Here is a 26,965-nt window from a genome sequence, read left to right on the forward strand (position 1 = left end):
CGAAGCGGACGGAGAGGGGGCCTTCGTAGGGCGCTCCCCTCTCCGTCTCGGCTTCGCCGAGCCACCTCTCCCCACTTTCGTGGGGCGAGGAACCAGAACGTCTCACCCCGCGCTGTTTTGCGGATAGCAGATGATCGACAGATAGCGCATCGGCAGCCGCGTCAACTCTTCCGGGCCGTGCGGCGCGTCGGCGTCGAAGAACAGGCTGTCGCCCGGTTTCATTGGATAGAGGTTGTTGCCGTGCCGGTAAACGACCTCGCCTTCGAGCATGTAGAGGAACTCCATGCCCGCATGCTGGAAGGTCGGAAACACGTCCGAATTCTCGGTCAGAGTGATCAGATAGGGCTCGACAACGACGCCGCTGGTGTTGGCGCCGATATGTCCGAGCAGGTTGTATTGATGGCCGGCGCGGGTGCCGCGGCGCTCGACATCGACGCCTTCGCCGGCCTTGACGAAGACGGCGCTGTGCTCTTCCTCGAAGCGCCGGAAGAAGGCGGTCACCGGAACGCCCAGCGCCCGCGACAGCGCCTGCAATGTCGTCAGCGATGGCGAGGTGATGCCGTTTTCGATCTTCGACAGCATGCCGAGCGAAATGTCGGTGGCGGTGGCGAGATCGGCGACGGTGATGCCGAGCTTCTTGCGGAACGCGCGCACCTCATGCCCGATCGCCACTTCCAGCACTTTCTCGCGCGTGTCGCGGATGGCGTGCGGATTTTGCGTCAGCGGCGCGCGTATCGTGCGCCCGGCCGCCGAAACGCGCTTTAGCGGTGCCTTGCCCTTCGCTGCCGCATCGGTGGACCTGGTGCCGGAATTCTTGTTCGCCATGTCGCCCCCGACTCTCGCGGATTTATTTCACTCAAGGTGAACATATTCGGTGGCGATACAAGAGCGCAACCGCGACAGCAAGCCGCTGGCGGTTGCAGGGCGCGCCTGCTTCAACGTGACGCCGCCGCCTTTGTGCGCAAAAACCGTTTCACGCAAACGCCGCCGCCGCAGATGTTTGTTGACAGCACCAAAGACCCAATTACTGTCACTGTCAGTGAAATTTGTTTCGTGGGAGCAATTCCAGGAAAAGTGTCGAACGGTTTTCCGCCCGGAATTGCGTCAAGAAAAAAGTCGAAATCAAAAGGAGGAGGCCCGCAATGAAATCTCGTGTCGCCGTCATCGGAGCCGGACCGTCAGGCCTGGCCCAGCTAAGGGCCTTCAAGTCGGCCGCCGACAAGGGCGCCGAGATCCCGGAAATCGTCTGCTTCGAGAAGCAGAGCGACTGGGGAGGCCTATGGAACTACACCTGGCGCACCGGCCTCGACGAGCATGGCGACCCGGTGCACGGCTCGATGTACCGCTATCTCTGGTCGAACGGCCCAAAGGAATGCCTCGAATTCGCCGACTACACCTTCGAGGAACATTTTGGCCGGCCGATCGCTTCCTATCCGCCGCGGGCCGTGCTGTGGGACTACATCAAGGGCCGCGTCGAGAAATCCGGCCTGCGCGAATGGGTGCGCTTCAACAGCCCGGTGCGCATGGTGACCTATTCCGACGAGACCGAGAAGTTCACCGTCACCGCGCATGATCGCACCAACGACGTGACCTACTCGGAGGAATTCGACAATGTCGTGGTCGCTTCAGGCCATTTCTCGGTGCCAAACGTGCCTTTCTTCGAGGGTTTCCCCACCTTCAACGGCCGCATCCTGCACAGCCACGATTTCCGCGACGCGATGGAGTTCAAGGGCAAGGACATCTTGATCATCGGCCGCTCCTATTCGGCCGAGGACATCGGTTCGCAATGCTACAAATACGGCGCCAAATCGATCACCTCCAGCTACCGCTCCAAGCCGATGGGTTTCAAATGGCCGGAGAACTGGAAGGAAGTGCCGCTGCTGCAGAAGGTCGTCGGCAAGACGGCGCATTTCAAGGACGGCACGACCAAGGATGTCGACGCCATCATCCTGTGCACCGGCTATCTGCATTCCTTCCCCTTCCTCACCGACGACCTCAAGCTCAAGACCGCCAACCGGATGTGGCCGCTCGATCTCTATGAAGGCGTCGTCTGGGAGAAGAACCCGAAGCTTTTCTACATCGGCATGCAGGACCAGTTCTACACCTTCAACATGTTCGACGCGCAGGCCTGGTACGCGCGCGACGTGATGCTAGGCCGCATAAAGCTGCCATCCGCCGAGGCGATGGCCGAGCACAGCGCCAAGTGGCGTGCCCGGGAAGAGACCCTCGAAGACGCCGAGCAGATGATCTGGTTCCAGGGCGACTACACCAAGGAGCTGATGGACCAGACCGACTATCCGGGCTTCGATGTCGAGGCGGTCAACCGCACCTTCATGGAGTGGGAGCACCACAAAATGGAAAACATCATGACCTTCCGCGACAACGCCTACCGCTCGCTGATGACCGGCACCATGTCGCCGCTCCATCATACGCCCTGGCTGCAGGCGCTGGACGATTCCATGGAAAGCTATCTCGAGGTGAAAGGCGTGGCGGCCGAGTAGCACGGCGCGCTGGCGCCAATGTTCTCATACTCGACCCGCCTGATCTTCAGCTTCAGCCGATCTCGAAGAACGGCTTGCCGAGCAGGCCAGGATCCACATCGATACCAAGGCCGGGGCCGTCGGGAACGCCCATATGACTGCCGGTCACCGGCGGTGCGTTCCTGGCCGTACGCACCGTCACCCATTGGTGGAAGGCGATCGCGTGCAGCCGGCGCTCCTGCGGCGTCGACAGCGACAGATGCGCCATGGCGGCGGTGTCGATCTCGGCGCCGCCGGTGTCCTCCACCGTGACCATGAAGCCGAGATCGACGGCGACGTCGCGGATCAGGCGGGTCTGCGTGACGCCGCCCAGCCGCGAGATCTTCAGCGTCAGCCCGTCGGCGGCGCCGCGGCGGTGGATCTCCAGCATCTCGCCCAGCGAGGTGACGGATTCGTCGAGCACCATCGGCTTGTCGAGCATGCGGCGCACCGACATGTTCTCCTCGATCGTCGTGCATGGCTGCTCGAACGTGTAGTCGATGCCGCGCGTGGCGTCGGCGAACTGGCGCGCCTGGTAAGGCGTCCAGCCGGCATTGGCGTCGCAGAAGATCACCGTGCCCTTCGGCACGGCGGCGGCCACTGCCGAGACCCGCTCGATGTCGTCGCGCACATTGCCGCCGACCTTGACCTGCAGGCGCCGGCAGCCTTCGGCGATGATCCTTTTGGCAAGCGCCGCCATCTGATCGAGCGTGCCGTGGGTGACGACCCGGTAGGTCTCCGCCATGTCGCTCTCGCGGCCGCCAAGCATGGTCACCAGCGGCACGCCGGCGGCGCGGGCGGCAAGATCCCAGCACGCCATGTCGAGCGCCGACTTGATGTAGGGGTGGCCCTTGAATACCGTGTCCATCAGCCGGCCGATGCCGGCAAGGCCGCGTGGATCCTGGCCGATGAGATGCGGCGCGATCTCCGGCACGCCCGCGCGTGTGCCTGCGGGAAACGCGGCCGAGTAGAAATTGCCAAGCGGCGCCATCTCGCCCCAGCCGGTAACGCCGCTGTCCGAGGTGATGGCGACGATCACCGCGTCGAAGCAATCGGCGATCCGCCCCTTGGACATGCGGTAGGGACCGTCCACGAAGGGCTGCACGACATGATAGGCCTTGATGCTCTTGATCTTCACGTTTGTGTCCGTTGCGAGTCAGGTCATATTCCGATGAACTGGCTGCAACACAATCAGGTTGTCGATAATCCAACAAGGGACCGTCCGTAGAAGATTGTTCCTTTCCGCGTCGGAATTGCCTGACCCCAAATAGTAAACGGCGCCCTCGACGTGGGTATCGAGGGCGCCGTCGGACCGGAAACTGATGGGGGTTATCAGCTGGCCGGTTTCGGTTGCGGCAAGGGAGAAACCGGCATTCCGGGTCCGATCTTCTGCAAATTGCCCGTGATCACCTGGTCGGTCTCCGAGATGCCGGAGGTTACGGAAATCAGGTCGCCGTCGGTCGGGCCGAGCGAGACCAGCTTCTGGTCGACGGTGTTGCCCTTGCCGATGACATAGAGGTATTTGCCGAGCTGGCTGGAACCCAGCGCCACCTGCGGCACCATCAGCGTGTTGGGCTGTTCCTTCACATGCAGCCGCACCCGTACATACTGTCCAGGCAGCAGCGTGAACTTGGCGTTGCCGATGGTGGCGCGCGCCGTGATCGTGCCGGTCGAATGGTCGATCGTGTTGTCGATGAAGGTCAGCTCGCCCTTCTGGCTGGGCTGGGTCTCGCCGGGCAACAGCACGTCGACGGCGATCGGACCGGCGGCCTTCGCCTGCTCGATCTGCACCAGATCGCTCTCGCTCGGATTGAAGGTCACGTAGATCGGATCGAGCTGCACCAGCGTGTTGAGCACCGTGCCGGCGACGCTGACCAGCGTGCCGACCGAAGCCTGGTTGCGGCCGATGCGTCCCGAGAACGGCGCCTTGATTTCGGCATAGCCGAGGTTGAGCTCGGCCGTCCGCACCGCCGCCTGGTCGACGGCAAGGGCGGCCTGGGCCGCGCGCAGATTGCTGGTGCGCTGGTCGAAGCTGTCCTTGTCGAGATAGCCGGCCTTGGCGAGGTCGGTGCCGCGGCCGAGATTGGATTTTGCATATTCGAGCGTCGCGCTATCGCGCTGCACCTGCGCCTTCGCCTGGTCGAGCGCGGCCTGATAGTCGTCGGGCGCGATACGGTAGAGCAGGTCGCCCTGCTTGACGTCGCTGCCGTCGGCAGCCGTCTGCTCCTGCAGATAGCCCGGCACGCGCGCCTGCAGCGTGATGCTGCGGATCGACTCCACCCGCGCGGCGTAGTCGAGATAGATCGGCAGCGTCTTCTTCACGACATTCACCACCGGCACCGGCATCACGAAGGCCGCCGGCGCTGGCGCGGCACCCGCTGCGCCGCCGCTCAAATTGCCCATGTCGAGAAAGTGCACGCTGGCCACCGAGATCGCGCCGAGCGCGACGGCCGTTCCCAAAGCGATTTTCCATCTACGCATAATTGATCTCCAATCTTATTCGGCCGCCTGGGCGAGCGGCTGAAGCGCCGGCTCGGCGGTCGGTTCAATTTCGTCTTGCTGAGGCGCATCGTCGTGCGCCTTGGCAGGTTCCCTTTCGCCACGTTCGCGCAACTGCTCGATCACGGCGTAGAAGACAGGCACGAAGACCAGCGACAGGATCGTCGCCGCCACCATGCCGCCGAAGACGGTGGTGCCGATCGACTGCCGGCTGGCTGCACCGGCGCCCGTCGCGAACATCAGCGGCAGCACGCCGAGGATGAAGGCGAAGGCGGTCATCAGGATCGGCCGCAGCCTCAGCCGTGCCGCCTCCATCGCCGCCTCGACGATGGTCAAGCCTTCCTCGCGCCGGCGTCTGGCGAACTCGACGATCAGGATCGCGTTCTTCGCCGCCAGGCCGATCAGCATGACGAAGCCGATTTGCGAGTAGACGTCGATCTGCATGCCGCGCAGCAACAGCACGACGAAGGCGCCGAACAAAGCGAGCGGCACGGCCAGCAGCACCATGAAAGGCATCGCCCAGCTTTCATACTGCGCCGCCAGGATCAGGAACACGAAGACGATCGCCAGCCCGAACACGACAGAGGCGATCGATCCGGCCTTGAGCTCCTGGAAAGTGATGCCGGTCCATTCGTAGCCGAAGTCGCGCGGCAGCACATTCGCCGCCGCCCGCTCCATGGCCGCCACCGCCTGTCCGGACGAGAAGCCGGGGGCAGCGCCGCCATTGATAAGGGCAGACGCGTTGTTGTTGTAATGCGGCACGGTCTCCGGCCCTACGATCGGCACCAGTCTGCCCAGCGTGCTCAGCGGCACCATGCCGCCCGACGCGTTGCGCACATAGAGCCGCGAGATGTCGGTGGCGTCGGCGCGCGCGTCCTTGTCGGCCTGGATGGTCACGCGGAAGGTGCGGCCAAACAGGTTGAAGTCGTTGACGTAGAGCGAGCCGAGATAGATCTGCAGCGTGTTGAAGACATCCGGCAGGTTGAGGCCGAGCAGCTTCGCCTTGCTGCGGTCGAGGTCGTAGTTGAACTGCGGCGTCGAGGTCGAGAAGGATGAGAACAGCTGCTGCGGGTTGAGCTCCGGCTGCTTGCGCGCCTCGGCGAGCAGCGCCTGCGTGACGTCGTTCAGCGCCGCACTGCCGCGCCCGGACAAATCCTCGACCTGGAACTCGAAGCCGCCGGTGGTGCCGATGCCCGGGATCGACGGCGGATCGAAGGAGAGCGCGAACGCATCCGGCATCTGCAGAAGCTTGCCGCGCACCTGCTCGACCAGTTTCGAGGCGCTCTGGTCAGGACCGCGTTCGTCCCATGGTTTCAGGATCGCGAACTCCACCGCCGAATTCGACTGCGCGGCGCTGGTCAGGAAGTTCAGGCCGCTGATCGAGCCGACGATGTCGACGCCGGGCGTCGATTGCAGGATGTCGCGCGCCTTCTGCGCCACCGCGTCGGTGCGTTCGAGCGAAGCGCCGTCGGGCAGCTGGATGACGACGAAGAAATAGCCCTGGTCTTCCACGGGAAGGAAGGTCGAAGGCAGTTTCTGCCAGACGAAATAGGTGGCGACGAGGCCGGCCGCGAACAGGCCAAGCATGATCCAGCGCAGCTTGATCAGAATGCGCACCCCATGCGCATAGGCATGCGACAGCCAGTCGAAGCCGGCGTTGAACCAGCGGAACAGCACGAACTGCGTCTCGCCGCGATGGCGCAGGAAGGCAGCGCTCAGCGCCGGCGAGAGCGTCAGCGAGTTGAAGGCGGAGATGCCGACGGAGATCGCCACGGTCAGCGCGAACTGGTTGTAGAGCCGGCCCGAGACGCCCGGGATGAAGGCGACGGGAACGAACACCGCCATCAGCACCGCCGTGGTGGCGATGATCGGACCGGTCACCTCGGCCATCGCCGCGCGCGTAGCGGCCAGCGGCTTGAGTCCTGCCTCGAGCTGACGTTCGACATTCTCGACCACGACGATCGCGTCGTCGACGACGAGGCCGATCGCCAGCACCATGCCGAGCAGCGAGAGCATGTTGAGCGAAAAGCCCAGCATGTACATCACCGCCAGCGTCGCGATCAGCGAGACGGGAATGGCGATGGTCGGGATGATGGTGGTGCGCCAGCTCTGGAGGAAGATGAACACCACGGCGACGACCAGCACCAGCGCTTCGCCGAGCGTGATCAGCACGTCGTGCATCGAGGCCGACACGAAACGCGTCGTGTCGTAATGCATGGCGTAGCTGACGCCCTTCGGGAAGCGCTTCGACAGCTCCTGCATCTTGTCCTTGACCCGCTGCTGCAGGTCGAGGGCGTTGGAGCCCGGCATCTGGTAGACGGCCAAAACCACGGTCGGGTCCTTGCCGAAGAAGGCGGAGGAAGAATATTGCAGCGCGCCGAGCTCGATGCGGGCGACGTCGCGCAGCCGCACAAGCGAGCCGTTCTGCGAATTGGCGCGCACGACGATGTCGCCGAATTCCTTCGGGTCGCTGAGGCGGCCCACCGCATTGACCTGCATCTCGAAGGCGGTGCCGGCCGGCGCCGGCGACTGGCCGATCTTGCCCGCCGCCACCTGCACGTTCTGCTCCGAGATCGCGTTCTGCACATCGACGGCGGTGATGCCGAGATTGGCCAATTTGTCCGGATCGAGCCAGACGCGCATCGAATAGCGGCGCTCGCCGAAGATCTGCACGTCGCCGACGCCGGGCAGGCGCTTCAGCGGATCGACCACCTGCAGATAGGCGAGATTGCTCAGCGCCACCGGATCGACCGAGCCATCGGGCGAGGTCAGGTCGACGATCAGCACGAAATTGGGATTCTGCTTCTTGATCGTCACGCCGCCCTGGTTGACGATGGCCGGCAGGGAGGATGCCGCTTGGCTGACGCGATTCTGCACGTCGACGGCCGCCGTGCTCAGCGGATAGCCGACATCGAAGGTGATGGTGATGGTCGACGAGCCGTCATTCGAGCTCGTCGACGACATGTAGGTCATGCCTTGCACGCCGTTGATCTGCTGCTCGAGCGGCGTGGTGACCGTATCGGCAACGACCTGTGCGCTGGCGCCGGGATAGTGCGCGCTGACCACGACCTGCGGGGGCGTGATGTCGGGGAACTGCGAGACCGGCAACAGGAAGTAGGCGATCGCGCCGGCGAGCACCATGATGATGGCGATCGCCGACGCGAAGATCGGACGGTGGATGAAGAAGTTCACCATGATGCGGACGCCTCGCCGAACGGGTTTGCGAAATGGCGCAGGCGCCGGGCCCGGCCCGAGCCGGAATCCTGCAGGAAGGATGGCGGGATGTTGCCCGGCGCCTGGTCAGCCGCGCGCTGGCGCAGCATCCGTTCGAAGGCTTTGGGGTCGATGCCGTCCGCCTTCATCACCAGCCGGATCATCGGATCCCGGATGGCTTCGTCGATCGTCAGGTCTTTGCGCTTTTGCATAGGAGTGGCTCCTTGCTCGGTCCGCACCGCTTGATCACGAACCGCTTTTTCTCGTTCTTCACCGGCCAAAGCCGCATGACAGGCAGGTTTTGCGTCCTATCTCACTCTGGCAGGGCTATCGGAGGGCCTTGTCGTTTGACGGCGAGTGATATAGGTGTTACCAGTAAGTAACATGCTGGAAGTTACAGACCGGTAACACCCTAGTCAAGAGGTGGCGACGGTTTTTTTGGAAACGACGAAAGGAGAGCATGATGACTGACGGCGTTGCGGAGCGTTCCCGTCCCCGGGACCGAATCCTGGAGACGGCGCAGGACATGTTCCACAAGCACGGCATCAAGGGTGTGGGCGTCGACGCCATCACCGAGGCTGCCGGCACCAACAAGATGACGCTTTACCGTCACTTCGAGTCCAAGGACGAATTGATCGTCGAATGCCTGCGCGCGACGGCGGCGAAGGCTTCGAGGATCTGGGACGAATTCGAGGCCAAGCATCCCGGCGATAAGCTCGCCCAGCTGCATGCTTGGGTGCAAAAGGCTTCGGAACTGCTGAGCGCCGACAGCCGCGGCTGCGATATGGCCAATGCCGCCGTCGAGCTCACCGAGACCGATCACCCGGCAAGGCGCGTCATCAAGGAACTGAAGGAGGCCCAGCGCGAAAAGCTGGTCGCGCTTTGCCGCGATGCCGGCATCGGCCAGGCCGAGCTTCTCGCCGACACGCTGTCGCTGCTGCTCGAAGGCGCGCGCGTCTCGATGCAGAGCGTCGGCGCCGAAGGTCCGAGCGCGCAATTCGTGCGCATGGCCGAAAGCCTGATCGCCTCGTTCCGGGCGCGCTGATCTCTTCGCCTCGTCCTGATTCTGTTATGCTGTTCCGGAAACGGGCGCTAGACGATGGGTCAGGCAAGTTTTCCGGAGATGTATGAGCGCTGGCTCGTGGGTCCTCTCTTCCGCCCCTGGGCTGAAGTGACCTTCGAAGACCTGAAGCTGTCTCCAGGCCATCGTGTGTTGGACATCGCCTGCGGCACGGGAATAGTTGCCCGGGTTGCCAGGGAACGGCTCGGTGCCGCCGGATATGTCCTCGGCATCGACATCAACGCAGATATGCTTGCTGTCGCGCGCACCGTGGCGCCGGACATCGATTGGCGCGTAGGCAATGCCGGTGTACTGCCCCTCCATGACGGAGAGCAGTTCGATTTGATCGTCTGTCAACAAGGGCTGCAGTTCTTTCCCGATAAGTCCGCTGCGGCAGCGGAGATGCGGCGAGCACTGGCGCAGGGCGGCCGGCTGGCCGTTGCCACGTGGCGCCCCGATGAGGAAATCCCCTTCTTTCGGGATCTCCGCCGCGTCGCCGAGCGCCTCCTCGGCCCAGTGGTGGACCTGCGCCACAGCTTTGGGAATGCGGCGCCGATCGAGGTGCTGCTCCGGGACGCCGGCTTCCACGACGTCCGATCAAGGACAATATCGCGCAGGATACGCTTTGAGGACGGGGCGCCTCTCCTGCGGTTGAACACGATGGCCCTGGTCGGCATGAGCGCCGCCGGCAAGGCAATGGCCGATCAGGAACGCAAGCACGTCGTGGAGGACATCATGAGCGGGAGCGCGCCCGTGCTGCAGTCTTATGCGGATGGATCGGGGGTCGCTTTCGAACTCAGCTCCAATCTGGTGACGGCGAAAGGCTAGGCGCGTATCTGGTCAGCATTAGGTAGCTTCGCCTCCGCCTTTGGCACGCAAAGAAAAGCCCGCTGCCGGGAGGAGGTGGCAGCGGGCTCGATTTCGAATACGGCACGGGAGGAGGTGTACCGCACTCAGCGTCGGCATCACATCTGGGAGGAGGAGACGGCCGACACCCAGATAAATACGGGGTGCCTAACGATTCGGCAATTGCGAAACCTGCATAGCTGCTGTGCAGAATTGCGGGATCAATCGTCAGACAAATAAGCGAGCGGCGCGCTCCGCGCTACTGCGCCGGGACGTTTTCCTTGAAGATCAGCCGCGGCTCGATGAATTTCTTCGTCAGGTATGGCGCCGACGAGGCAATGGAGCCGAGCAGGCGGATCACCGACTGCTCCGCGATCAGCCGCGCATTCTGGTCGATGACGACGTCGGCAAGATCGTCGACGAGATAGCGGCGCGTTTCCCTGGTCAGGTCGTGGCAGATGAAGACCGGCTTCAAACGCGGCTTGACGTCGAGCAACGCCTTGGCCACGCCGGAGCGTCCGGCGCCGACGCAATAGATGCCGAGCAGATCCGTTTCGTCGTGCAGCGCCTTGACGGTCGCGCGGTAGCTGGCGTCCGGGTCGTCGTTGCTTTCGGCCGCGCTTGAGACCGTGAGGTCGGGAAATTCTTCGGCGAGCACCGAACGAAAGCCCATCTCGCGCTCCTCGTGGCCGCGATAGGAGCGCGAGCCGACCACCATCGCCAGATGTCCCCTACGGCCGCCGAGGAAGCGGCCCATCAGCAGCGCCGCCGTGCGGCCCGCCACCCGGTTGTCGATGCCGACATAGGCCGAGCGGGGCGCGGCCGGCACATCCGAGATCAGCGTGACCAGCCTGATCCCGGCATCGACCAGCTCGCGCAGGATGTTGCGCGTGCGCGGATGGTCGACGGCGATCACGCCGACGCCGTTGGCCTTGAGCGACAGGTTCTCCACGGCACTCTGCAGTGCGCCCGGCGAAATGCCGGCAAGATTGTGAATGCGGCAGGACGCGACCAAGGGCAGGCGCTGGGCATAATCCTCGATGTGATAAGCGAGATCGGCCATGAAGGCGTTGGACCCGATCGGCAGGAAGAATTCGAGATGCGCCGGCTTCGACGGCAGCACGACCTGGTCGAGCGTCGGCAGATAACCGAGCTGCTTGGCCGCCTCCAGCACGCGCTGCCGGTTGGCAGCGCTTGCACCCGGGCGGTTGTTGAGCACCCGGTCGACGGTCGCGGTCGACAGGCCGCAGCTCCGGGCGATATCGGCTACGGTGGCTTTCATGGGTCCAGTCATAGGCGCTGATGCAATCCTGTGCCAGCGGCGGGCGTGAAGCGGCTGCCGGCCGCCGATCGGCCCGCCGGTCAGCCCTCAGCCATGCTGCTGCGGGCCGTCGGAAATCGCGTCGCGGATTTCCTTGTCCGACATGCCGGTGATGACGCGCTCGACCTCGGCGACCGTTGTCGTTTTCGGATCGATGTCGTCGGCCACCACCTTGCCCCGGCGCATCACCACGATGCGGTCGACCACCTGGAAGACGTGATGGATGTTATGCGCGATGAAGATGCAGGAATGGCCGGAATCGCGGGCGCTGCGTACGAAACTCAAGACCCCTTGAGTCTCGGCGACGCCGAGATTGTTGGTCGGTTCGTCGAGGATGATGAGATCGCTGTCGAAATGCATGGCGCGCGCGATCGCCACCGCTTGGCGCTCGCCGCCCGACAGCGAGCCGATCGGTGTTGTCGGCGGGATGTTCTTGGTGATGCCGACCTGCTTGAGCAGGTCGCGCGCTACCGTGTTCATTGCGTCCTGGTCCATGCGGTTCAGGAAGCGCGGCGCCTTGATCGGCTCGCGCCCGAGGAACAGGTTGCGCGCGATCGACAGCTGCGTGACCAGCGCCGAATCCTGGTAGATCGTCTCGATGCCGTGGGCAATGGCATCGCTGGTGCTGCGCAGCGTGACCTTCTTACCGCGGATGAAGATGTCGCCGCTGGTCAGCGGCACGGCGCCGGACAGCACCTTGATCAGCGTCGACTTGCCGGCGCCGTTGTCGCCGAGCAGGCCGACGATCTCCTTTTCATTGACGTGGAAATTGGCGTCCACCAGCGCCTGCACGCGCCCGTAGGACTTGCGGATGTTTGTCATGCGGATCAGAGGCTCGGCCATCGTCTTAAGTCCCCGCCTGGTGCCGGCGTTCGAGCCATGAATGCAGCGCCATCATGCCGAGGATGATCGCGCCGATGAAAATGTTGTAGGCGAGCCCCGGCACGCCGATCAGCACGATGCCGTTGCGCATCACGCGCAGGATCAGGATGCCGAGCACCGTGCCGATGATCGTGCCGCGTCCGCCGGTCAGCGCCGTGCCGCCGATCACCACCATGGCGATGACCTCGAGCTCGTAGCCCGTGCCGCTGTTGGGATTGGCCGCGGAGGTGCGCAGCGACGAGATGACGCCGGCGAGCGAGGCCATCACCGCTGACAGGATGAACAGGCCGACCTTGACGCGGCTGACGTTGACGCCGCGCGCGCGGGCCGCGTTTGGATTGCCGCCGGCGGCCTGGATCCAGTTGCCGGTGCGGCTCTGCGTCAGCACATAGCCCAGCACGACCGCGGCGCCGATGAACCAGAACAGCGAGGCGTAGATTCGGAAGGGTCCGACATAGAAGTCGCCGACCAGGATGTTCGCCAGCCAACTGCCTTCCGCGCTCCAGGTGCGCTGCGGAAAGCCGTCGGTGATGAACAGCGCCGAGCCGCGCACGACCAGCAGCATGCCGAGCGTCACCAGGAAGGACGGGATCTTGAGCTGCGTGACGAACCAGCCATTCACCAGCCCGATCAGGGCAGCAACGATCAGCGCGATCAGCAGGCCAACCTCCAGCGAGGTGACGCCGCTATTGTAGAGCGTCCACATCAGCACCGGCGAGAAGCCGAACAGAGAGCCGACCGAAAGATCGAACTCGCCTGATGTCATCAGCAAGGTCATTGCCAGCGCGATCAGGCCGAGCTCGACGGTGAAGGCCAGGATGTTGGAGATATTCTGCGGCGACAGGAAGTCGGGATTGATGCCCCAGAAGACGATGAGCTCGACGATAAGCAGCACCAGCGGGCCGAATTCCGCTCGCGCGATGAAACTTTGAATGAAGGAACGGTTTTCCATTGAGCCCGCGGCGTGAATGATTGGCTAAGCCCGCTCCGATCAGGCAGGGCTCGACGGTACAGGAAAGCGGCCGCGGCCCGAAAGCCGCGACCGTGGATGTCAGGGATTATTTGCCGGACAGGATCTTGTCGTAGACGCCGGCGGTGTCTTTCTCATAGAGCGCGCCGGTGATGACGTTGAAGCCCGGAGGAATGCCGCTGGCGGCCATGTTGGCCAGCGAAAGCGCCACATAGCTGGTCGCCTGCGGGTCCTGCCACTGCCCGGCATTGACGTATCCGTTCAGCACTTCCTGCGTGGTGTCGAGCGAGTTGCCCCAGCCGACGACCGGGATTTCGCCGGGCTTGACGCCGGCCTGGTCGAAGACGCGCTTGATCGAGCCGGTGACGAGGTCGCCGAGGCCGATGATCGCCTTCACCTTGCCCTTGTGGGCGGTGAGATAGTCGACCATGCGGTTGATCACTTCGGCCTGGTCGAGTGTCGCTTCGGTCACCTCATAGGTGATGCCGGCAGGTCCGAACACGCTCTTGATGCCTTCCTCTTCCTGCACGCCATAGGTGGCGCCGGGAACCTCGACCGGCATCCAGACGAAATCGCCTTTCTTCACCAGGCCCTTGTCGACCAGATATTGCGCCCAGTGCTTGCCGAAGGTGACGTTGTCGCCGCCGACATAGGCGTTGAAGTTGGCCTTCGGATCGGGCGTGTTGAAGTTGATGATCGGGATGTTGGCCGCGCGCGCTTCCTTGACGATCTCGACAAGGCTGCCCGGATCCGGGCTGGTGGTGACGATGCCGTCTGCCTTGGCCGAGATGGCGGCGCGGACGGCCTCCTGCTGTGACGCCACATCACCATTGTGGAACGAGGTGTTCACCTTGTTGCCGGTGTCGCTCGCCCATTGCTTGGCGCCGGCCAGGAAGTAGGTCCAGACCGGATCGGCCGGGCCGCCATGCGAAATCCAGTAGAACGTCTTGGCCTCGGCCATCGCCGGAATGGCGATAGCCGCGATCAAGCCTAGCACGAGCAGTCTTAGCCGCGAAAGCATTCGATTTCCTCCCATGTTGAACTCTCCTCCTGGCTCGGTGCGACGCGACCTTGGCCGCATCTCCTGCCCGCGCCGACCGGAACGTCTAGAGCATTCTCTTTTTCAGGCAGTGGCAAGCCTCCATCGCCAATGGATGTTGGCACAGGCGCGCGCGCCATCAGCAATCCCATCAGATTGCATCAGCAGCGGTGATATTCGTTGGGCAAGCGGCGCCATCGACCATCCGCTGCACGGATTGGCCTCCAAGCAACCGCCCTTCGGTGCGGCGTTAGATCAGCCCCGCCTTGGCCAGATCGCGCATCAGATGGCTGGCGCCGTAGGTCCAGTGCGGGCAGTCCGGCGACAGCCGCACGCGGTTGGTGAGGGCGCCGAGCTTTTCCGACGAGATGGTGACGATGTCGCCGACCTTGTGGGTAAAACCCTTGCCCTTCTCGCCGCGATCCTTCGAGGGTACGAACATGGTGCCGAGATAGAGCGCGAGTCCGTCCGGATACTGGTGGTGCGGTCCCATCGCCGCCTTGACCAGCTCTTCCGGCGAGCGGCTGATTTCCGCCATCGAGCTCGCGCCCTCCAGCGAGAAGCCGTCCTCGCCCTCGACGCCGAGCCGCACCGTGGCGCGCTTCACGTCGGCGATGGAGAAGGTTTCGTCGAAAAGGCGGATGAACGGCCCGAGCGAGGCCGAAGCGTTGTTGTCCTTGGCCTTGCCGAGGAGCAGCGCCGAGCGTCCTTCGACATCGCGCAGATTGACGTCGTTGCCGAGCGTGGCGCCGACGATGCGACCCAAGCTGTCGGCGATCATGGCGATCTCGGGCTCCGGATTGTTCCAGGTGGAGACGGGATGCAGCCCGACATCGGCGCCGAAGCCGACGGAAGCCATCGGCTGGCATTTGGTGAAGATTTCGGCGTCCGGGCCGATGCCCACTTCGAGATATTGCGACCATGCCCCGCGCGCGATCAGCTTGGCCTTGATCTCCATCGCTTGCGGCGAGCCGGGCTTGAGCTTCGACAGATCGTGGCCGATCAGCCCGGCGATGTCGGCTCGGATGGCGTCGGCCTTTTCGGCCGAACCGCGCGCTTGCTCCTCGATGACGCGCTCGAGCAGGCTGACGACGAAGGTGACACCGGAGGCCTTCACCGCCTGCAGGTCGACGGGCGACAGCAGGATCGGCTTCCCGGCGTCACGTTTGGCCTCGAAGCTGTTCGCCGCGATCTCTTCCAGCGCGCCGATCGCCTTGCCCTTGGCCGAGCGCAGATAGTCAGCCGGATCCTTCAACTCGCAAAGATCGCGCACCGTAGGCGCCGCGCTCGAGGTAATGTCGATCACCTCGCCGTCCCGCACCGTCACCACCAGCGGATGGGAAGCGGCGCTGGTCTTGGCGCGGCCGACGAAAATTCCATCGGCGGGCAGACGGGTCGGATCGGTCATGGCATCATTCCTCTCAATTTTTCGCGCGCGGCACTTTTCCCCGATTTCGCGGAAACGTCTATCCCGCCAGCCGCAACATTTGCGACGATGCATGTGCTGTCACACAGCCACGGCCGAACTGGCCCATCGAAGCGCTCTTTCAAATCTATGAAATCGGCAATAGAATTTTCACCAAGCTCCAGCGCGTAGGTGACCCTCTTGGCCGCAGCCTTTTCCGATCCGATCTGGCGAAAGCCCCAGGCGGCCACGGCGTTCCAGTCTGAGCTTTCGGCCGGCGGCGTGCTTGACGCGGTCATCGTCGGCGGCGGCATCATGGGGCTGTCGACCGCGCTTTATGCGGCGCGCGCGGGCCTTTCCGTCCAGGTGCTGGATGCCGGCGCGATCGGGCAGGGCGCTTCGGGCCTCAATGGCGGCCAGGTCATCCCCGGCCTCAAATACGATCCGGAATGGCTGATCGAACACTTCGGCAAGGAACGCGGCGAAGCCCTGGTCGCGTTCTCCGCCTCGACGGCCGATGCCGTGTTCGACGTGATCCGTGACGAGAAGCTGGCGGTGCCGTTCACACGCAATGGCTGGATCCAGGCCGCGCACACCAAGACCGCGCTGAAGGCAGCGGCGAACCGGGATCGCCAATGGCGCTCGCGGGGTGCCGACGTCGAGCTGCTCGACAAAGCGGGAATTGCGGCGATGACCGGCGCCAAAGGCTATCTCGGCGGCTGGCTGGACCGCCGGGCCGGCGTCATCGATCCGCTGTCCTATACGCTCGAGCTCGCTCGCGTCGCCGCGGCCGCCGGCACCAGGATCGCCGAGCAACAGCGGGTGGTGAAGCTCTCCAAGGAAGCCGGCGCATGGCGGGTCTCGACACAAGGCGGCGCCGAATTGCGGGCCAAGTCGGTCGTGCTCGCCACCAACGCCTATACGGACGGGCTGCTGCCTGGTCTTGCCCAGACGATTGTGCCGCTGCATTCCTTCCAGATCGCCACCGCGCCGCTTCCGGCCGAGCTTGCTGCAAGTATCCTGCCGGGTGGTCAGGCCGTTTCCGATTCCCGTCGCATCCTGGTCTACTACCGCCGGACTCCCGATGGCCGGATGGTGCTGGGCGGTCGCGGCCGCATGGCGCTGCCTTCAAGCGCTGCCGATTGGGCGCATTGCGAACGCGCGCTCACCCGCCTCTATCCGGCGCTTGCCGGCATCGCCATCGAAAAGCGTTGGTTCGGCCGCGTGGCGCTGACGCCGGATCACCTGCCGCATCTACATGAACCGGAAAAAGGCCTGCTCGCGGTCGTCGGCTGCCAAGGCAGGGGCGTCGGCCTGATGAGCGCGCTGGGCAAGCGCATGGCAAACTACCTTGCAAGCGGCGACGTGAGGCAGTTGCCGTTTCCGCTGTCGCCGATCAAGCCGATCCCGTTCCACGCTTTCCGCCAGGTCGGCGTCGCCGCGGCAATCACCTGGTACCGCATGCTCGACGCGTTCGAACGCTGACGCCGAATGCGTGCAGCGCACAAGCGAATCTGCTTGACAGTTTCATGAATATGAAAAAACATCAGGCGATTTCAAAAATCCGATGGAGCCAACAGGCACTTCGATGTCGACCATCGCCGGAACACGGCCCTTGCCGGAAAACCGCATCCCGCCGGTCTTCCGTTTCGCCATGCTGCTGCCGGGTGGGCTGGTCACCTTCTTTCTGATCCTGTTCGCGCTTGGCCTGGTGGTCTTTCTCGCCTTCAGGGGCAATGACGGCTCGCTGCTCGGGTTTGGCCTGACGGTCGAAAATTTCGTCACCGTCGCCACCGATCCGCTCTATTGGACGGTGACGCTGCGCTCGCTGGTCATCGCCGGTCTGGTGACGCTCGCCACCGTCGTCACCGCCTATCCGGTCGCCTATTATCTCGCCTTTCATGCCGGCCGGCGCCGCAACCTGCTGCTCTTCCTGGTCACGCTGCCGTTCTGGACCAGCTACCTTTTGCGCGTCTTCGCCTGGAAGATCGTGCTTGCCTATAATGGCGTGCTGAACTCGGCCTTCATCGAGACCGGCCTTTGGAAGGAGCCGACGCTCGCCTTCCTCAACACGCCGGCCGCGGTCGTGGTGACACTCGCCCACGCCTATGCGCCTTTCGCCATCCTGCCGATCTACGTGGCGCTGGACACGATTCCCAAATCGCTGCTCGAAGCAGCCTCCGATCTTGGCGCGCGGCCCTTCACCAGCTTCCGCCGCGTGGTGCTCCCAAATTCCATGCCGGGCGTTCTGGCGGCGGCGCTGGTCGTCTTCGTGCCGACGGTCGGCGACTATGTCACGCCGGCCATGGTCGGCGGTCCGGCCAGCACCATGATCGGCACGCTGATCCAGTCGCAATTCGGCAAGGCCAATGATTGGCCGTTCGGCGCCGCGCTCTCGGTCTGCGTCATGCTGGTCATCCTGTGCGTGGTGCTGGTCGCGCGCGGCGCCGACCGCCGGTTCGGCAGCCGCACATGAGCGCCCGGGCAAACATCAATAGCGACGGCCGCTGGCTCGGCGTCTACGTGCTTGGCTATCTCGTCTTCCTCTATCTGCCGGTGCTCTTGATCCCGCTGTTTTCTTTCAACAACTCGATCCAGGCGGCGTTTCCGTTGCAGGGTTTCACGCTTGAATGGTACCGGACGCTCTACGGTAATCCGGCGCTCTCCGGCGCCCTGGCCAACAGCCTGGTCATCGGCGTCATCGCCGCCTTCGGCGCGACGCTCTGCGGCATCACCGTTTCCTACATGGACCTCTACGGCCGTTCGCCGATCGCCGCCACCATCAGCGCCATCGCTCGCCTGCCGATCCTGATCCCCGGCGTCATCGTCGGCATCTCGCTTTTGATCCTGGTCAATCTGATCGGCCTCGGCCCGTCGCGCGTTTCGATCGTGCTCGGCCACATCCTCGTCGCGCTGCCGACGACGGTCGTGGTGATGCGCAGCCGCTTCGCCGCAATCCCGAAGACGATCCGCGAGGCGGCGCTCGATCTCGGCGCTTCCGACTGGACGACGTTCCGGCGCGTGATGCTGCCGCTCAGCTTGCCCGCCATACTGTCGGCCTTCATGCTCTCTTTCCTGATTTCCTTCGACGAGTTCATCGTCGTCTTTTTCCTCGCCGGCACCGAGCCGACGCTGCCGCTCTACATCTGGAGCCAGCTGCGCTTCCCGCGCTCGTTGCCGACCGTGATGGCGCTCGGCACGGTGATCCTCACTGTCTCCTTCATCATCGCGGGCACAGCCGAAATCCTTCGCCACCGCGGCCTCGGCGCTGCGCACCGCAATCCAGCCTGAACCACAACAAAGAAGAGGAGAACGAAAATGACAGTCCACCTGAAATCGATCGCCGGACACAAAGCCCGGGCTGGCCTTGCCGCGCTGGCGCTCGCGCTGTCGTCGACAGTCGCTCTTGCCGCCGACAAGCTGCAATATTTCACCTGGTCGGGCTACGAATTGCCCGACTTCAACAAGAGCTTCCTTGCCGCGCATCCCGATGGCGTCGAGGCGACGATCTTCGGCGATGATGACGACGCCTTCACCAAGGTCAAGGCCGGCTTCCGCCCGGACATCGCGCATCCCTGCTACGACAAAGTGGCGCGCTGGAACAAGGAAGGCCTGCTGCAGCCGATCGATACCAAGCGCATCAAGAACTGGGATTCGATTTTCCCGGTGTTCAAGAACCTGCCCGACCTGCAGGCCGGCGACGGCAAGGTGTGGATGGTGCCGTGGGATTGGGGCAACACCTCGATCCTCTACCGCACCGATCTGGTGAAGAACCCTGAGGCGAGCTGGAACCTTCTGTGGAACAAGCAATATGCCGGCCGCATGGCGACGATCGACGCCGTGCACGACACGCCGATCGTCGCGGCGCTGCTGGCGGGCGTGAACCCCTTCGACATGACACCCGACCAGATGGACAAGGTGGCCGAAAAGCTGCGCGAGCAGCGGCCGCTGCTGTCGAGCTACACCACCGACATGACCTCGGTCGAGCAGGCGCTGGCCAGCGGCCAATTGGTTGCCGCCATGACCTGGAACGCGTCCGCCACCTCGCTGAAGAAGCAGGGCGTGCCGGTCGAGTTCATGAAGCCGAAGGAAGGCATGCTGACCTGGGCCTGCGGCTTCGTCATGCTCAAGGACGCCAAGAACGTCGACCTCGCCTATGACTTCATCAACAGCCGCCTCGACGCCGACTCCGGCAAGTTCCTGATCCAGTCCTATGGCTATGGCAGCTCGCTTAGCACCGCGTTTGCCGGCGTGTCGAAGGGGGAGCTGGAGAAACTGCAGCTGCCGGCGGATCCGGACGTGATGCTGAAGAGCACCATCTTCACCGGGCCGATGAAGCAGAATGACGATATGGCGAAGATGTTCGAGAAGGTGAAGGCGGGGGGATGACTAGCTCCCCCTTCTCCCCTTGTGGGAGAAGGTGGCCGCGAAGCGGCCGGATGAGGGGTGCTCCAGGGAACACAGACGTCTCACTTCGCTGGAACACCCCTCATCCGTCTCGGCGCTGTCGCGCCGATCCACCTTCTCCCACAGGGGGAGAAGGGGGAGCCTGGCGGCGCTGCGCCGCACCGGTGGAAAGACAACGAGGACCATTGCATGGACATTCTTGACGAAGCGGCGGCAAAGCCGAAAGACGATGCCGATATCCGCGTCGGCCGGCGCGTGCGGGCGCTCAGGCTCGAGCGCAAGCTGTCGCTGGCCGAGCTCGCGGCCAAGGCCGGCATCTCCATCGGTGCGCTCAGCCAGATCGAGCGCGGCATGTCCTCGCTGCGCGTCAAGGTGATCTGGCCGCTCGCGGCGGCGCTCGACATCGAGCCGTCGGCGCTGATCGCCGACGGCAATGAAGCGGTCAACGATCTCTATTGCGTGCGCGCCGACAAGCGACGGCAGATTCCGGTGAAATCCGAAGGCATCGCCAAGGCGCTCCTGTCGCCGCCGGCGGCGACGCTGACCGGCATGCTGGTCACGGTGGAGGCCGGCGGCGGCACGGCGGAAGCTTACGCCCATGCCGGCCACGAATTCGGCTTCGTCATGAACGGCGAAGTCGAGCTGGTGGTAGACGCCACGACCTATGTGCTGAAAGCCGGCGACAGCTTCGCCTTCAAGAGCACGCTGCTGCATGCCTTCCGCAATCCCGGCGCCGAGCGCTGCCAGATCCTGTGGATCAACACGACAAAGCCGTCCGAGGTGCGCGATGGCGCCTGACGCGCTCGTTCGTCTCGACAAAGTCTCGAAGGTTTTTCCGGGTGGTGTGGTCGGTCTCGATACGGTCGATCTCGATATTGCCGCGGGCGAGTTCCTGACCCTCCTCGGCCCGTCCGGCTGCGGCAAGACGACGAGCTTGCGCGTCATCGCCGGCTTCGAAAGCCCGTCGAGCGGCAACGTCCTGCTCGACGGCCGCGACATCACCGGCCTGCGGCCCTTCGACCGACCGGTCAACACGGTCTTCCAGGACTACGCGCTGTTCCCGCATATGGATGTCGCCGCCAATGTCGGCTTCGGCCTGTCGCTGCGCAAACTCACCGGCGCCGAGCAGGCCAAGCGGGTCCGCGAGGCGCTCGACATGGTAGGCCTTGCCGACAAGCTGCGCGCCCGCGTCTCCGAACTCTCCGGCGGCCAGCGCCAGCGCGTCGCCTTAGCCCGCGCCATCGTCTGCGAGCCGCGCGTGCTTCTGCTCGACGAGCCGCTCTCGGCGCTCGACGCGCATCTGCGCGAGCAGATGCAGGTCGAATTGAAGCGGCTGCAGTCGCGGCTGGGCACCACCTTCGTCATGGTCACGCACGACCAGACCGAGGCGCTGTCGATCTCCGACCGCATCGTCGTCATGAACAAGGGCCGCATCGAGCAGATCGCGCCGCCGGCCACACTTTACGACCGGCCTGCGACACGCTTCGTCGCCTCCTTCATCGGCACCATGAACTTGTTGCAGTCGCGCTTTCTCGGCGGCGACGGCGAGCGCCTGCGCTTTGCCGCCGGCGACCTGCCGCTGGAAGCGATCTCAGACGGCGGCGAGACGCCGGCCGCCGGCGACACGCGAACCATCGGCGTGCGGCCGGAAGATCTCCTGGTTGTCGGTGAAGCCGGCGAAGGCACTGCGCCGGCACGGGTCAGCGGCGTCGTCTTCCATGGCCGCACGCTGCGCCTGCATGCCGAGCTCGGACAGGGGACTTCGATCGTCATCGATGCCCCACGCCGCGCCGACGGTACTCAATTCAGCGTCGGCGACGTGGCGCATGTCAGCCTGCGGCGCGGCGCCAACTGCCCCATGCTTTCCAGCTGATAGAACGGACCTAGGCTCAAGACGCCTTGGCGAAGAATCCCTGATAGTCGGACTTGGCCTGCAGCAGGCGCAGGATGTTCTCGCGCGAGCCGCGCACATGCGCGCGGGCGCGCTCGCCGGCCAAGGCGACATCGCCGGCGCAGATCGCGTCGACGATGCCGGCATGTTCCTCGCGGGTGAGCTTCCATTCGTCCAGCCACAGAAGCTCGGTCCACACATATTGCTGGCATTTGTCGAGGATGCCGCAAAGCATGCCATGCAGCATCTCATTGCCGCTGATTTCGGCGATCACCCGGTGCAGGTCGATGCCGACCTGGAGCTCCTCGAATTTCTCCCGCGTGCTGCGATCCGGGATCGCCGCCAGCCGCTCGCATTCGGCGAGCATCGCGCGCAGACGTGCCTTGTCGGCGGCGGTGGCGTTGGCCGCCGCCAGCTCGGTCGCGCGCCCGTCGAGCATCTCGCGGATGTCGAAGGCCTCGCGGAACATGGTCAGGTTGAACTCGGCCACCACATAACCCTGGCGCGGCCGCCCGATCACCAGCCCGTCGCGCTCCAGCCGGTTGAAGGCCTCGCGCACAGGCGTGCGGCTGACTCTCAGGCGCTCGGCGATTTCGTTTTCCGTCACCCGACCGCCCGGCGGGATCTGGCCGGTGATGATCAACGCCTTCAGCGCCTCGAACACCGAGTCGCGCAACGTGTTCTTTCTCTCCTTGCTCAAGCGTTCCCGCCTCCAACGGTCAGTCATGGAATCGCAGTTTAGTGCCTTTTAGCGCCTGCTTGAACAAACCGTTTCGGGGCGAGCCGCCGCTCCGAACCGTCCTGCTTTTTCCCACCACCAAAAAACCCGATGTCCCATGTTGACATCGGCTTCCGGCGAATTACACTCAAAATTGTATACAAATTCGCATACCAAATCAACGATAACGGGAACACCGCTTGGAGAAACGAAAATGACGAAGAGACTCTGTATTCAAGGCTTGGCCGTCGCCGGCCTGCTGGCCACGGTCGCTGTTCCGGCATCGGCCGCCGACACCATCACCGTCGCCTCATGGGGCGGCACCTATCAGGAAGCAGAGACCAAGGCCTTCTTCGATCCGACGGCCAAGGAACTCGGCATCACCATCAAGCAGGATACCACCAACGGCCTCGACGACGTGCGGCTGCAGGTCACCGGCAATGCCGTCAAATGGGACATCACCGAACTCGGCGCCGACGAATGCGCGCGCGGCTCCAAGGAAGGCCTGTTCGAGAAGCTCGACTACAACGTCATCGACAAGAGCGGCATCAACCCGAAGCTTGTCCACGATGATTGGGTCGGCATTTCCTACACCTCGGTGGTTTTGATCTATCGCACCGATGTTTTCGGCGACAAGGGCCCCAAGACCTGGGCCGATTTCTGGAACGTCGAGAAGTTCCCTGGACGCCGCGCGCTTTCCGGCAGCCAGGCGACGGAGACGCTGAGCGTCGCCGCACTCGCCAAGGGCATTCCGATCGACAAGGTCTATCCGGTCGACATCGACGGCGCGCTGCAATCTGTCGACAAGGTCAAGGGCCATATCGATGCCTGGTGGACCTCCGGCGCGCAGGCCATGCAGCTCGTCAAGGACGGCGAGGTCGACATGGCGAGCATCTGGAACGGCCGCGCCGGCACGCTGAAGAAGCAAGGCGCGCCGGTCAGCTTCTCCTTCGATCAGGGCGTGCTCACCGCCGACTGCATGGTCATCCCGAAGGGTTCGAAGAACAAGGACATCGCCATGAAGGCGCTGGCCAAGTTCGTCAGCCCCGACCTCCAGGCCAACCTGCCCCTCTATGTCGACAATGGCCCGGCCAACGAGAAGGCTTTCGAGACCGGCAAGATCCCGCCGGAGCGGATCAAGGACATCAATTCCGCGCCGGAGAACGTCAAGAAGCAGGTGCTGCAGGATCCGGCCTTCTGGCGCGACACCCTCGTCGAGGCGACCGAGAAGTTCAACAACCTGATCCAGCAGTAACGCTAAGCAATTCCAGGAAAAGTGCGCAGCGGTTTTCCGTCCGAAATTGCGTAACAAGAAACTGTCGGAGCGGCTTCTGATACGCCGCTCCGCATCGTTTCGCGAAAAATGATCCGGAGTTGAAGGAGATGCTCTTGTCTCTCGCGCAGTCCGCGCTTCCCATCGGCATCAGCGGTATCGAGAAGCGCTTCGGTGCTGTCTCCATCCTCAGCGATCTCAGCCTCGATGTGGCGGCGGGCGAATTCCTGACGCTGCTCGGGCCGTCCGGCTCGGGAAAGACGACGCTCTTGATGATCCTGGCCGGCTTCGTGCGGGCCAATGCCGGCTCCATCAAGGTCGGCGGCGAGGAGATCATCACCATGCCGCCGCACAAGCGCAACATCGGCATGGTGTTCCAGAACTATGCGTTGTTTCCGCATATGAACGTCTTCCACAACATTGCCTTTCCGCTGAAGCAGCGCCGTGTGCCGAAGGCCGAAACGGCCGAGCGTGTCGAGAGGGCGCTGGACCTTGTGCAACTGAAAGGCCTCGGCGAGCGCCGTGTCGACCAGCTCTCCGGCGGCCAGCGCCAGCGTGTGGCCTTGGCCCGCGCCATTGTCTTCGAGCCACGCATCGTCTTGATGGACGAGCCGCTGTCCGCGCTCGACAAGAGCCTGCGCGAGCATATGCAGATCGAGCTGCGCAACCTGCACCGCCGGCTCGGCATGACGACGGTCTACGTCACGCACGACCAGCGCGAGGCGATCACCATGTCGGACCGCGTCGCCGTCATGAATGCGGGGCGCATCGAGCAGATCGATCAGCCCGAGATCCTCTACGCCAGGCCAAAAACGAAGTTCGTTGCCGGCTTCATCGGCGAATCCAGCTTCATTCCGGTCGAATGCCGCAATGGCGGCGTCTGGCATGAAGGCAACAAGCTGCGCATGAAGGACCCAATGCCGTCTTCGGGCCGGCATCTGATGGTGGTGCGGCCGGAGAAGCTGCGCCTGATCGCTGGCGAACAGACCGGCGACATCAATGCACTGCCGGCAACGGTGGGCGACGTCATCTATCAGGGCGACAGCTTCGTCTGCTATGCGACGCTCAAGGACGGCCGGCAGGTGATTTTGCGCGACTATTGCCGCTCCGACGTGCTGGCGAGACTGCCGGCGCCGGGCGAGCCGATAACGCTCGGCATCGATGCGCAGGACGTTGTGCTGGTGGCCGACCAATGAGCCTCGCATCCGCCAGCCTCGACCACGCCGGACGGCCCGATGAGGCGCTCAATACCGACGCCTTGCGCGCCGACGCGCGGCGGGAAGCGCGGGGCCTGCTCGCGCTTTTGTCGCCCGGACTGCTTCTGGTCTTCGCCGTTATCATCGTGCCGATCGGCTGGCTGTTCTGGCTTTCGCTGTTCGACGAGAGCGGTCAGCTCAGCGCCGCCAATTATGCGCGCTTTTTCGAGCAGGCCTCCTACATCAAGACCTTCGTTACCACCTTCAAGGTGGCCTTCACCGTCACCGGCGCCTGCGTGCTGTTCGGTTATCCGCTGGCCTATATGCTGTCGCAACTGCCGCGCCGCGCCGCCGGGGTCTGCCTGATCTTCGTCATCCTGCCGTTCTGGACCTCGGTGCTGGTGCGCACCTATGCCTGGCTCGTCATCCTGCAGCGCAGGGGGCTGGTCAACACATGGCTGATGGATCTCGGCGTCATTGGCCAGCCGCTGCCGCTCGCCAACAATTTCGCCGGCGTCGTCATCGGCATGACCCACATCATGCTGCCCTTCCTGGTGCTGCCGCTCTACGCCTCGATGAAGACCATCGACGTCGACTGCCTGCGCGCCGGCATGAATCTCGGCGCCAGCCCGGCCGCGACTTTCCGGCAGGTCTTCTTCCCGCTGTCGCTGCCCGGCCTGGCCTCGGGCGTGGTCATCGTCTTCGTGCTGTGCCTCGGCTTCTTCGTCACGCCGGCGCTGATGGGTGGCGGCAAGGTCATCATGTGGGCGATGCGCATGGAGCAGACCACCAGCCTCTATTCCAATTGGGGCGCGGGCGCCGCCCTCGGCGTCGTGCTGCTCGCCGTCACGCTGGCGCTGCTTGGCCTCTTCCACTGGCTGCTCGGCACCCGCGCCACCGGTGTGTGGAGCGAGCGATGAGTATGGAAAATGCCCTGCCCATCTCGCATCGGCAACGCCTGTGGCTCTACGCGCTCGGCGGGCTTGTCATGCTGTTCCTGATCGCCCCGTCGGTGATCATCGTCATCATGTCCTTTTCCGGCTCGTCGCTCTTAGAGTTCCCGCCGCAGGAATGGTCGCTGCGCTGGTATGAAAGCTATTTCGGCTCGGTCGAATGGCGCGACGCCACCGTCGTATCGGTCAAGGTTGCCGTGATGACGGCGATCGTCGCAACGCTGCTCGGCACCGCCGCCGCCTACGCCATCAACGCCCGCACACTGCGGCTGACCGGCGCGATCAACGCGCTGCTCACGGCATCGCTGATCATCCCTGTCATCCTGATCGGCATTGGCACCTTTTTCCTCTATGCTCGCATCGGCCTCAACAACACACTGACCGGCTTGGTCATCGCGCACACAGTGCAGGCGCTGCCGCTGGTCGTGCTGACAGTCCTTTCGGGGCTGCGGTCCTACGACATGAACCAGGAGATGGTGGCGCGCAGCCTCGGGGCCGGCCGCTTCTCGGCCTTCTTCCAGGTGACGATGCCGCAGATACGCTTCTCGATCGTCTCCGGCGCGCTGTTTGCCTTTATCACCTCCTTCGACGAGGTGGTGGTCTCGCTGTTCATCTCCGGCGGCGAGACCACGACGCTGACGCGGCGCATGTTCAATGCGCTGCGCGATCAGATCGATCCGACGATCGCCGCCATTTCGACTTGCCTGATCGTGCTATCGATCGTCTTGTTGTCCGCTGCCCAGCTTTTCGGCCGCGGACGTTGATATAGGGAT

24 protein-coding genes are annotated in these 26,965 nt (G+C 63.9%); 13 read left to right on the top strand and 11 right to left on the bottom strand.

What is annotated here, in order from left to right; all coding sequences use genetic code 11:
• Positions 1 to 102: 102 nt before the first annotated feature.
• A complete protein-coding gene (locus LB520_RS11910; protein WP_095768763.1) occupies positions 103 to 825 on the bottom strand; it encodes a helix-turn-helix domain-containing protein in 723 nt (240 codons plus the stop codon).
• Positions 826 to 1,142: 317 nt separating this feature from the next.
• Here LB520_RS11910 and LB520_RS11915 point away from each other — a divergent pair, with 317 nt between their 5' ends.
• Entirely contained in the window at positions 1,143 to 2,501 is a 1,359-nt protein-coding gene (locus LB520_RS11915) for an NAD(P)-binding domain-containing protein (protein ID WP_140844220.1), read from the top strand.
• A 52-nt stretch (positions 2,502 to 2,553) separates the two neighbouring features.
• On the opposite strand, the gene LB520_RS11920 is transcribed toward LB520_RS11915, so the two are convergent.
• The 4 genes from LB520_RS11920 to LB520_RS11935 form a co-directional block, all read right to left on the bottom strand.
• Entirely contained in the window at positions 2,554 to 3,657 is a 1,104-nt protein-coding gene (locus LB520_RS11920) for a mandelate racemase/muconate lactonizing enzyme family protein (RefSeq protein WP_224637632.1), read from the bottom strand.
• 194 nt (positions 3,658 to 3,851) lie between these two features.
• Positions 3,852 to 5,000, bottom strand: coding sequence for an efflux RND transporter periplasmic adaptor subunit (locus LB520_RS11925; protein WP_140844218.1), 1,149 nt, complete (start codon positions 4,998 to 5,000; stop codon positions 3,852 to 3,854).
• Between the two features lie 15 nt (positions 5,001 to 5,015).
• A complete protein-coding gene (locus tag LB520_RS11930; protein ID WP_224637633.1) occupies positions 5,016 to 8,213 on the bottom strand; it encodes an efflux RND transporter permease subunit in 3,198 nt (1,065 codons plus the stop codon).
• Entirely contained in the window at positions 8,207 to 8,443 is a 237-nt protein-coding gene (locus LB520_RS11935) for a hypothetical protein (RefSeq protein WP_095768759.1), read from the bottom strand. The genes LB520_RS11930 and LB520_RS11935 overlap by 7 nt, the downstream gene beginning before the upstream one ends.
• 251 nt (positions 8,444 to 8,694) lie before the next feature.
• Here LB520_RS11935 and LB520_RS11940 point away from each other — a divergent pair, with 251 nt between their 5' ends.
• Together LB520_RS11940 and LB520_RS11945 are read left to right on the top strand one after the other, a co-directional pair.
• Positions 8,695 to 9,276 (top strand): TetR/AcrR family transcriptional regulator, encoded by a 582-nt coding sequence (locus LB520_RS11940; RefSeq protein ID WP_140544202.1) that lies wholly within the window; start codon positions 8,695 to 8,697, stop codon positions 9,274 to 9,276.
• A gap of 54 nt (positions 9,277 to 9,330) precedes the next feature.
• Positions 9,331 to 10,119 carry a class I SAM-dependent methyltransferase gene (locus LB520_RS11945; protein ID WP_224605395.1) on the top strand — a complete coding sequence of 263 codons (789 nt, stop codon included), beginning with the start codon at positions 9,331 to 9,333 and terminating at the stop codon, positions 10,117 to 10,119.
• A gap of 277 nt (positions 10,120 to 10,396) precedes the next feature.
• On the opposite strand, the gene LB520_RS11950 is transcribed toward LB520_RS11945, so the two are convergent.
• From LB520_RS11950 to LB520_RS11970, 5 genes are all read right to left on the bottom strand, one after another.
• Entirely contained in the window at positions 10,397 to 11,419 is a 1,023-nt protein-coding gene (locus LB520_RS11950; RefSeq protein WP_224637634.1) for a LacI family DNA-binding transcriptional regulator, read from the bottom strand.
• Positions 11,420 to 11,506: 87 nt separating this feature from the next.
• The gene (locus LB520_RS11955; protein WP_140844213.1) at positions 11,507 to 12,301 is read right to left on the bottom strand and encodes an ATP-binding cassette domain-containing protein; all 795 of its coding nucleotides are present in this window, start codon (positions 12,299 to 12,301) and stop codon (positions 11,507 to 11,509) included.
• A gap of 4 nt (positions 12,302 to 12,305) precedes the next feature.
• Positions 12,306 to 13,292, bottom strand: coding sequence for an ABC transporter permease (locus LB520_RS11960; protein ID WP_224637635.1), 987 nt, complete (start codon positions 13,290 to 13,292; stop codon positions 12,306 to 12,308).
• 106 nt (positions 13,293 to 13,398) lie between these two features.
• Positions 13,399 to 14,331, bottom strand: a complete 933-nt coding sequence (locus LB520_RS11965; protein ID WP_140844574.1) for a substrate-binding domain-containing protein — start codon at positions 14,329 to 14,331, stop codon at positions 13,399 to 13,401.
• Between the two features lie 268 nt (positions 14,332 to 14,599).
• The gene (locus tag LB520_RS11970) at positions 14,600 to 15,757 is read right to left on the bottom strand and encodes a fumarylacetoacetate hydrolase family protein (protein WP_224637636.1); all 1,158 of its coding nucleotides are present in this window, start codon (positions 15,755 to 15,757) and stop codon (positions 14,600 to 14,602) included.
• A gap of 198 nt (positions 15,758 to 15,955) precedes the next feature.
• Here LB520_RS11970 and LB520_RS11975 point away from each other — a divergent pair, with 198 nt between their 5' ends.
• The 6 genes from LB520_RS11975 to LB520_RS12000 all read left to right on the top strand — a co-directional run bounded on the left by LB520_RS11975 (position 15,956) and on the right by LB520_RS12000 (position 22,034).
• Complete coding sequence (locus LB520_RS11975) at positions 15,956 to 17,239, top strand: NAD(P)/FAD-dependent oxidoreductase (protein ID WP_224637637.1); 1,284 nt, start codon at positions 15,956 to 15,958, stop codon at positions 17,237 to 17,239.
• A gap of 103 nt (positions 17,240 to 17,342) precedes the next feature.
• Entirely contained in the window at positions 17,343 to 18,230 is an 888-nt protein-coding gene (locus LB520_RS11980) for an ABC transporter permease (RefSeq protein ID WP_224637638.1), read from the top strand.
• Positions 18,227 to 19,045, top strand: a complete 819-nt coding sequence (locus LB520_RS11985; RefSeq protein ID WP_224637639.1) for an ABC transporter permease — start codon at positions 18,227 to 18,229, stop codon at positions 19,043 to 19,045. The genes LB520_RS11980 and LB520_RS11985 overlap by 4 nt, the downstream gene beginning before the upstream one ends.
• A 27-nt stretch (positions 19,046 to 19,072) precedes the next feature.
• A complete protein-coding gene (locus LB520_RS11990; RefSeq protein ID WP_224637640.1) occupies positions 19,073 to 20,143 on the top strand; it encodes an ABC transporter substrate-binding protein in 1,071 nt (356 codons plus the stop codon).
• A 207-nt stretch (positions 20,144 to 20,350) separates the two neighbouring features.
• Positions 20,351 to 20,959, top strand: a complete 609-nt coding sequence (locus tag LB520_RS11995; protein ID WP_224637641.1) for a cupin domain-containing protein — start codon at positions 20,351 to 20,353, stop codon at positions 20,957 to 20,959.
• Entirely contained in the window at positions 20,949 to 22,034 is a 1,086-nt protein-coding gene (locus LB520_RS12000) for an ABC transporter ATP-binding protein (RefSeq protein ID WP_224637642.1), read from the top strand. Before LB520_RS11995 ends, LB520_RS12000 begins: the two co-directional genes overlap by 11 nt.
• Before the next feature lie 16 nt (positions 22,035 to 22,050).
• On the opposite strand, the gene LB520_RS12005 is transcribed toward LB520_RS12000, so the two are convergent.
• On the bottom strand, positions 22,051 to 22,752 hold the full coding sequence (locus LB520_RS12005; RefSeq protein ID WP_224637643.1) for a GntR family transcriptional regulator: 702 nt from the start codon (positions 22,750 to 22,752) through the stop codon (positions 22,051 to 22,053).
• A gap of 232 nt (positions 22,753 to 22,984) precedes the next feature.
• Here LB520_RS12005 and LB520_RS12010 point away from each other — a divergent pair, with 232 nt between their 5' ends.
• The 4 genes from LB520_RS12010 (at position 22,985) to LB520_RS12025 (ending at position 26,956) form a co-directional block, all read left to right on the top strand.
• Positions 22,985 to 24,025, top strand: coding sequence for an ABC transporter substrate-binding protein (locus LB520_RS12010; RefSeq protein ID WP_095768746.1), 1,041 nt, complete (start codon positions 22,985 to 22,987; stop codon positions 24,023 to 24,025).
• 134 nt (positions 24,026 to 24,159) lie between these two features.
• On the top strand, positions 24,160 to 25,239 hold the full coding sequence (locus LB520_RS12015) for an ABC transporter ATP-binding protein (protein WP_224637799.1): 1,080 nt from the start codon (positions 24,160 to 24,162) through the stop codon (positions 25,237 to 25,239).
• Entirely contained in the window at positions 25,236 to 26,159 is a 924-nt protein-coding gene (locus LB520_RS12020) for an ABC transporter permease (RefSeq protein ID WP_224637644.1), read from the top strand. The genes LB520_RS12015 and LB520_RS12020 overlap by 4 nt, the downstream gene beginning before the upstream one ends.
• The gene (locus tag LB520_RS12025; protein WP_224601245.1) at positions 26,156 to 26,956 is read left to right on the top strand and encodes an ABC transporter permease; all 801 of its coding nucleotides are present in this window, start codon (positions 26,156 to 26,158) and stop codon (positions 26,954 to 26,956) included. The genes LB520_RS12020 and LB520_RS12025 overlap by 4 nt, the downstream gene beginning before the upstream one ends.
• Positions 26,957 to 26,965 lie beyond the last annotated feature (9 nt).

Origin of the sequence: Mesorhizobium sp. CA12 (assembly GCF_020165255.1) — a bacterium.
Taxonomy (GTDB): domain Bacteria; phylum Pseudomonadota; class Alphaproteobacteria; order Rhizobiales; family Rhizobiaceae; genus Mesorhizobium.

Bases quoted from the DNA above. Each gene is read 5' to 3' on its own strand.
- LB520_RS11935 (WP_095768759.1), bottom strand. From the start codon at position 8,443: ATGCAAAAGCGCAAAGACCTGACGATCGACGAAGCCATCCGGGATCCG.
- LB520_RS12010 (WP_095768746.1), top strand. From the start codon at position 22,985: ATGACGAAGAGACTCTGTATTCAAGGCTTGGCCGTCGCCGGCCTGCTG.
- LB520_RS11915 (WP_140844220.1), top strand. From the start codon at position 1,143: ATGAAATCTCGTGTCGCCGTCATCGGAGCCGGACCGTCAGGCCTGGCC.
- LB520_RS11925 (WP_140844218.1), bottom strand. From the start codon at position 5,000: ATGCGTAGATGGAAAATCGCTTTGGGAACGGCCGTCGCGCTCGGCGCG.
- LB520_RS11970 (WP_224637636.1), bottom strand. From the start codon at position 15,757: ATGACCGATCCGACCCGTCTGCCCGCCGATGGAATTTTCGTCGGCCGC.
- LB520_RS11910 (WP_095768763.1), bottom strand. From the start codon at position 825: ATGGCGAACAAGAATTCCGGCACCAGGTCCACCGATGCGGCAGCGAAG.
- LB520_RS11995 (WP_224637641.1), top strand. From the start codon at position 20,351: ATGGACATTCTTGACGAAGCGGCGGCAAAGCCGAAAGACGATGCCGAT.
- LB520_RS12000 (WP_224637642.1), top strand. From the start codon at position 20,949: ATGGCGCCTGACGCGCTCGTTCGTCTCGACAAAGTCTCGAAGGTTTTT.
- LB520_RS11990 (WP_224637640.1), top strand. From the start codon at position 19,073: ATGACAGTCCACCTGAAATCGATCGCCGGACACAAAGCCCGGGCTGGC.
- LB520_RS11960 (WP_224637635.1), bottom strand. From the start codon at position 13,292: ATGGAAAACCGTTCCTTCATTCAAAGTTTCATCGCGCGAGCGGAATTC.
- LB520_RS11980 (WP_224637638.1), top strand. From the start codon at position 17,343: ATGTCGACCATCGCCGGAACACGGCCCTTGCCGGAAAACCGCATCCCG.
- LB520_RS11965 (WP_140844574.1), bottom strand. From the start codon at position 14,331: ATGCTTTCGCGGCTAAGACTGCTCGTGCTAGGCTTGATCGCGGCTATC.
- LB520_RS11930 (WP_224637633.1), bottom strand. From the start codon at position 8,213: ATGGTGAACTTCTTCATCCACCGTCCGATCTTCGCGTCGGCGATCGCC.
- LB520_RS12020 (WP_224637644.1), top strand. From the start codon at position 25,236: ATGAGCCTCGCATCCGCCAGCCTCGACCACGCCGGACGGCCCGATGAG.
- LB520_RS12025 (WP_224601245.1), top strand. From the start codon at position 26,156: ATGAGTATGGAAAATGCCCTGCCCATCTCGCATCGGCAACGCCTGTGG.
- LB520_RS11985 (WP_224637639.1), top strand. From the start codon at position 18,227: ATGAGCGCCCGGGCAAACATCAATAGCGACGGCCGCTGGCTCGGCGTC.
- LB520_RS11955 (WP_140844213.1), bottom strand. From the start codon at position 12,301: ATGGCCGAGCCTCTGATCCGCATGACAAACATCCGCAAGTCCTACGGG.
- LB520_RS11945 (WP_224605395.1), top strand. From the start codon at position 9,331: ATGGGTCAGGCAAGTTTTCCGGAGATGTATGAGCGCTGGCTCGTGGGT.
- LB520_RS11940 (WP_140544202.1), top strand. From the start codon at position 8,695: ATGACTGACGGCGTTGCGGAGCGTTCCCGTCCCCGGGACCGAATCCTG.
- LB520_RS11950 (WP_224637634.1), bottom strand. From the start codon at position 11,419: ATGAAAGCCACCGTAGCCGATATCGCCCGGAGCTGCGGCCTGTCGACC.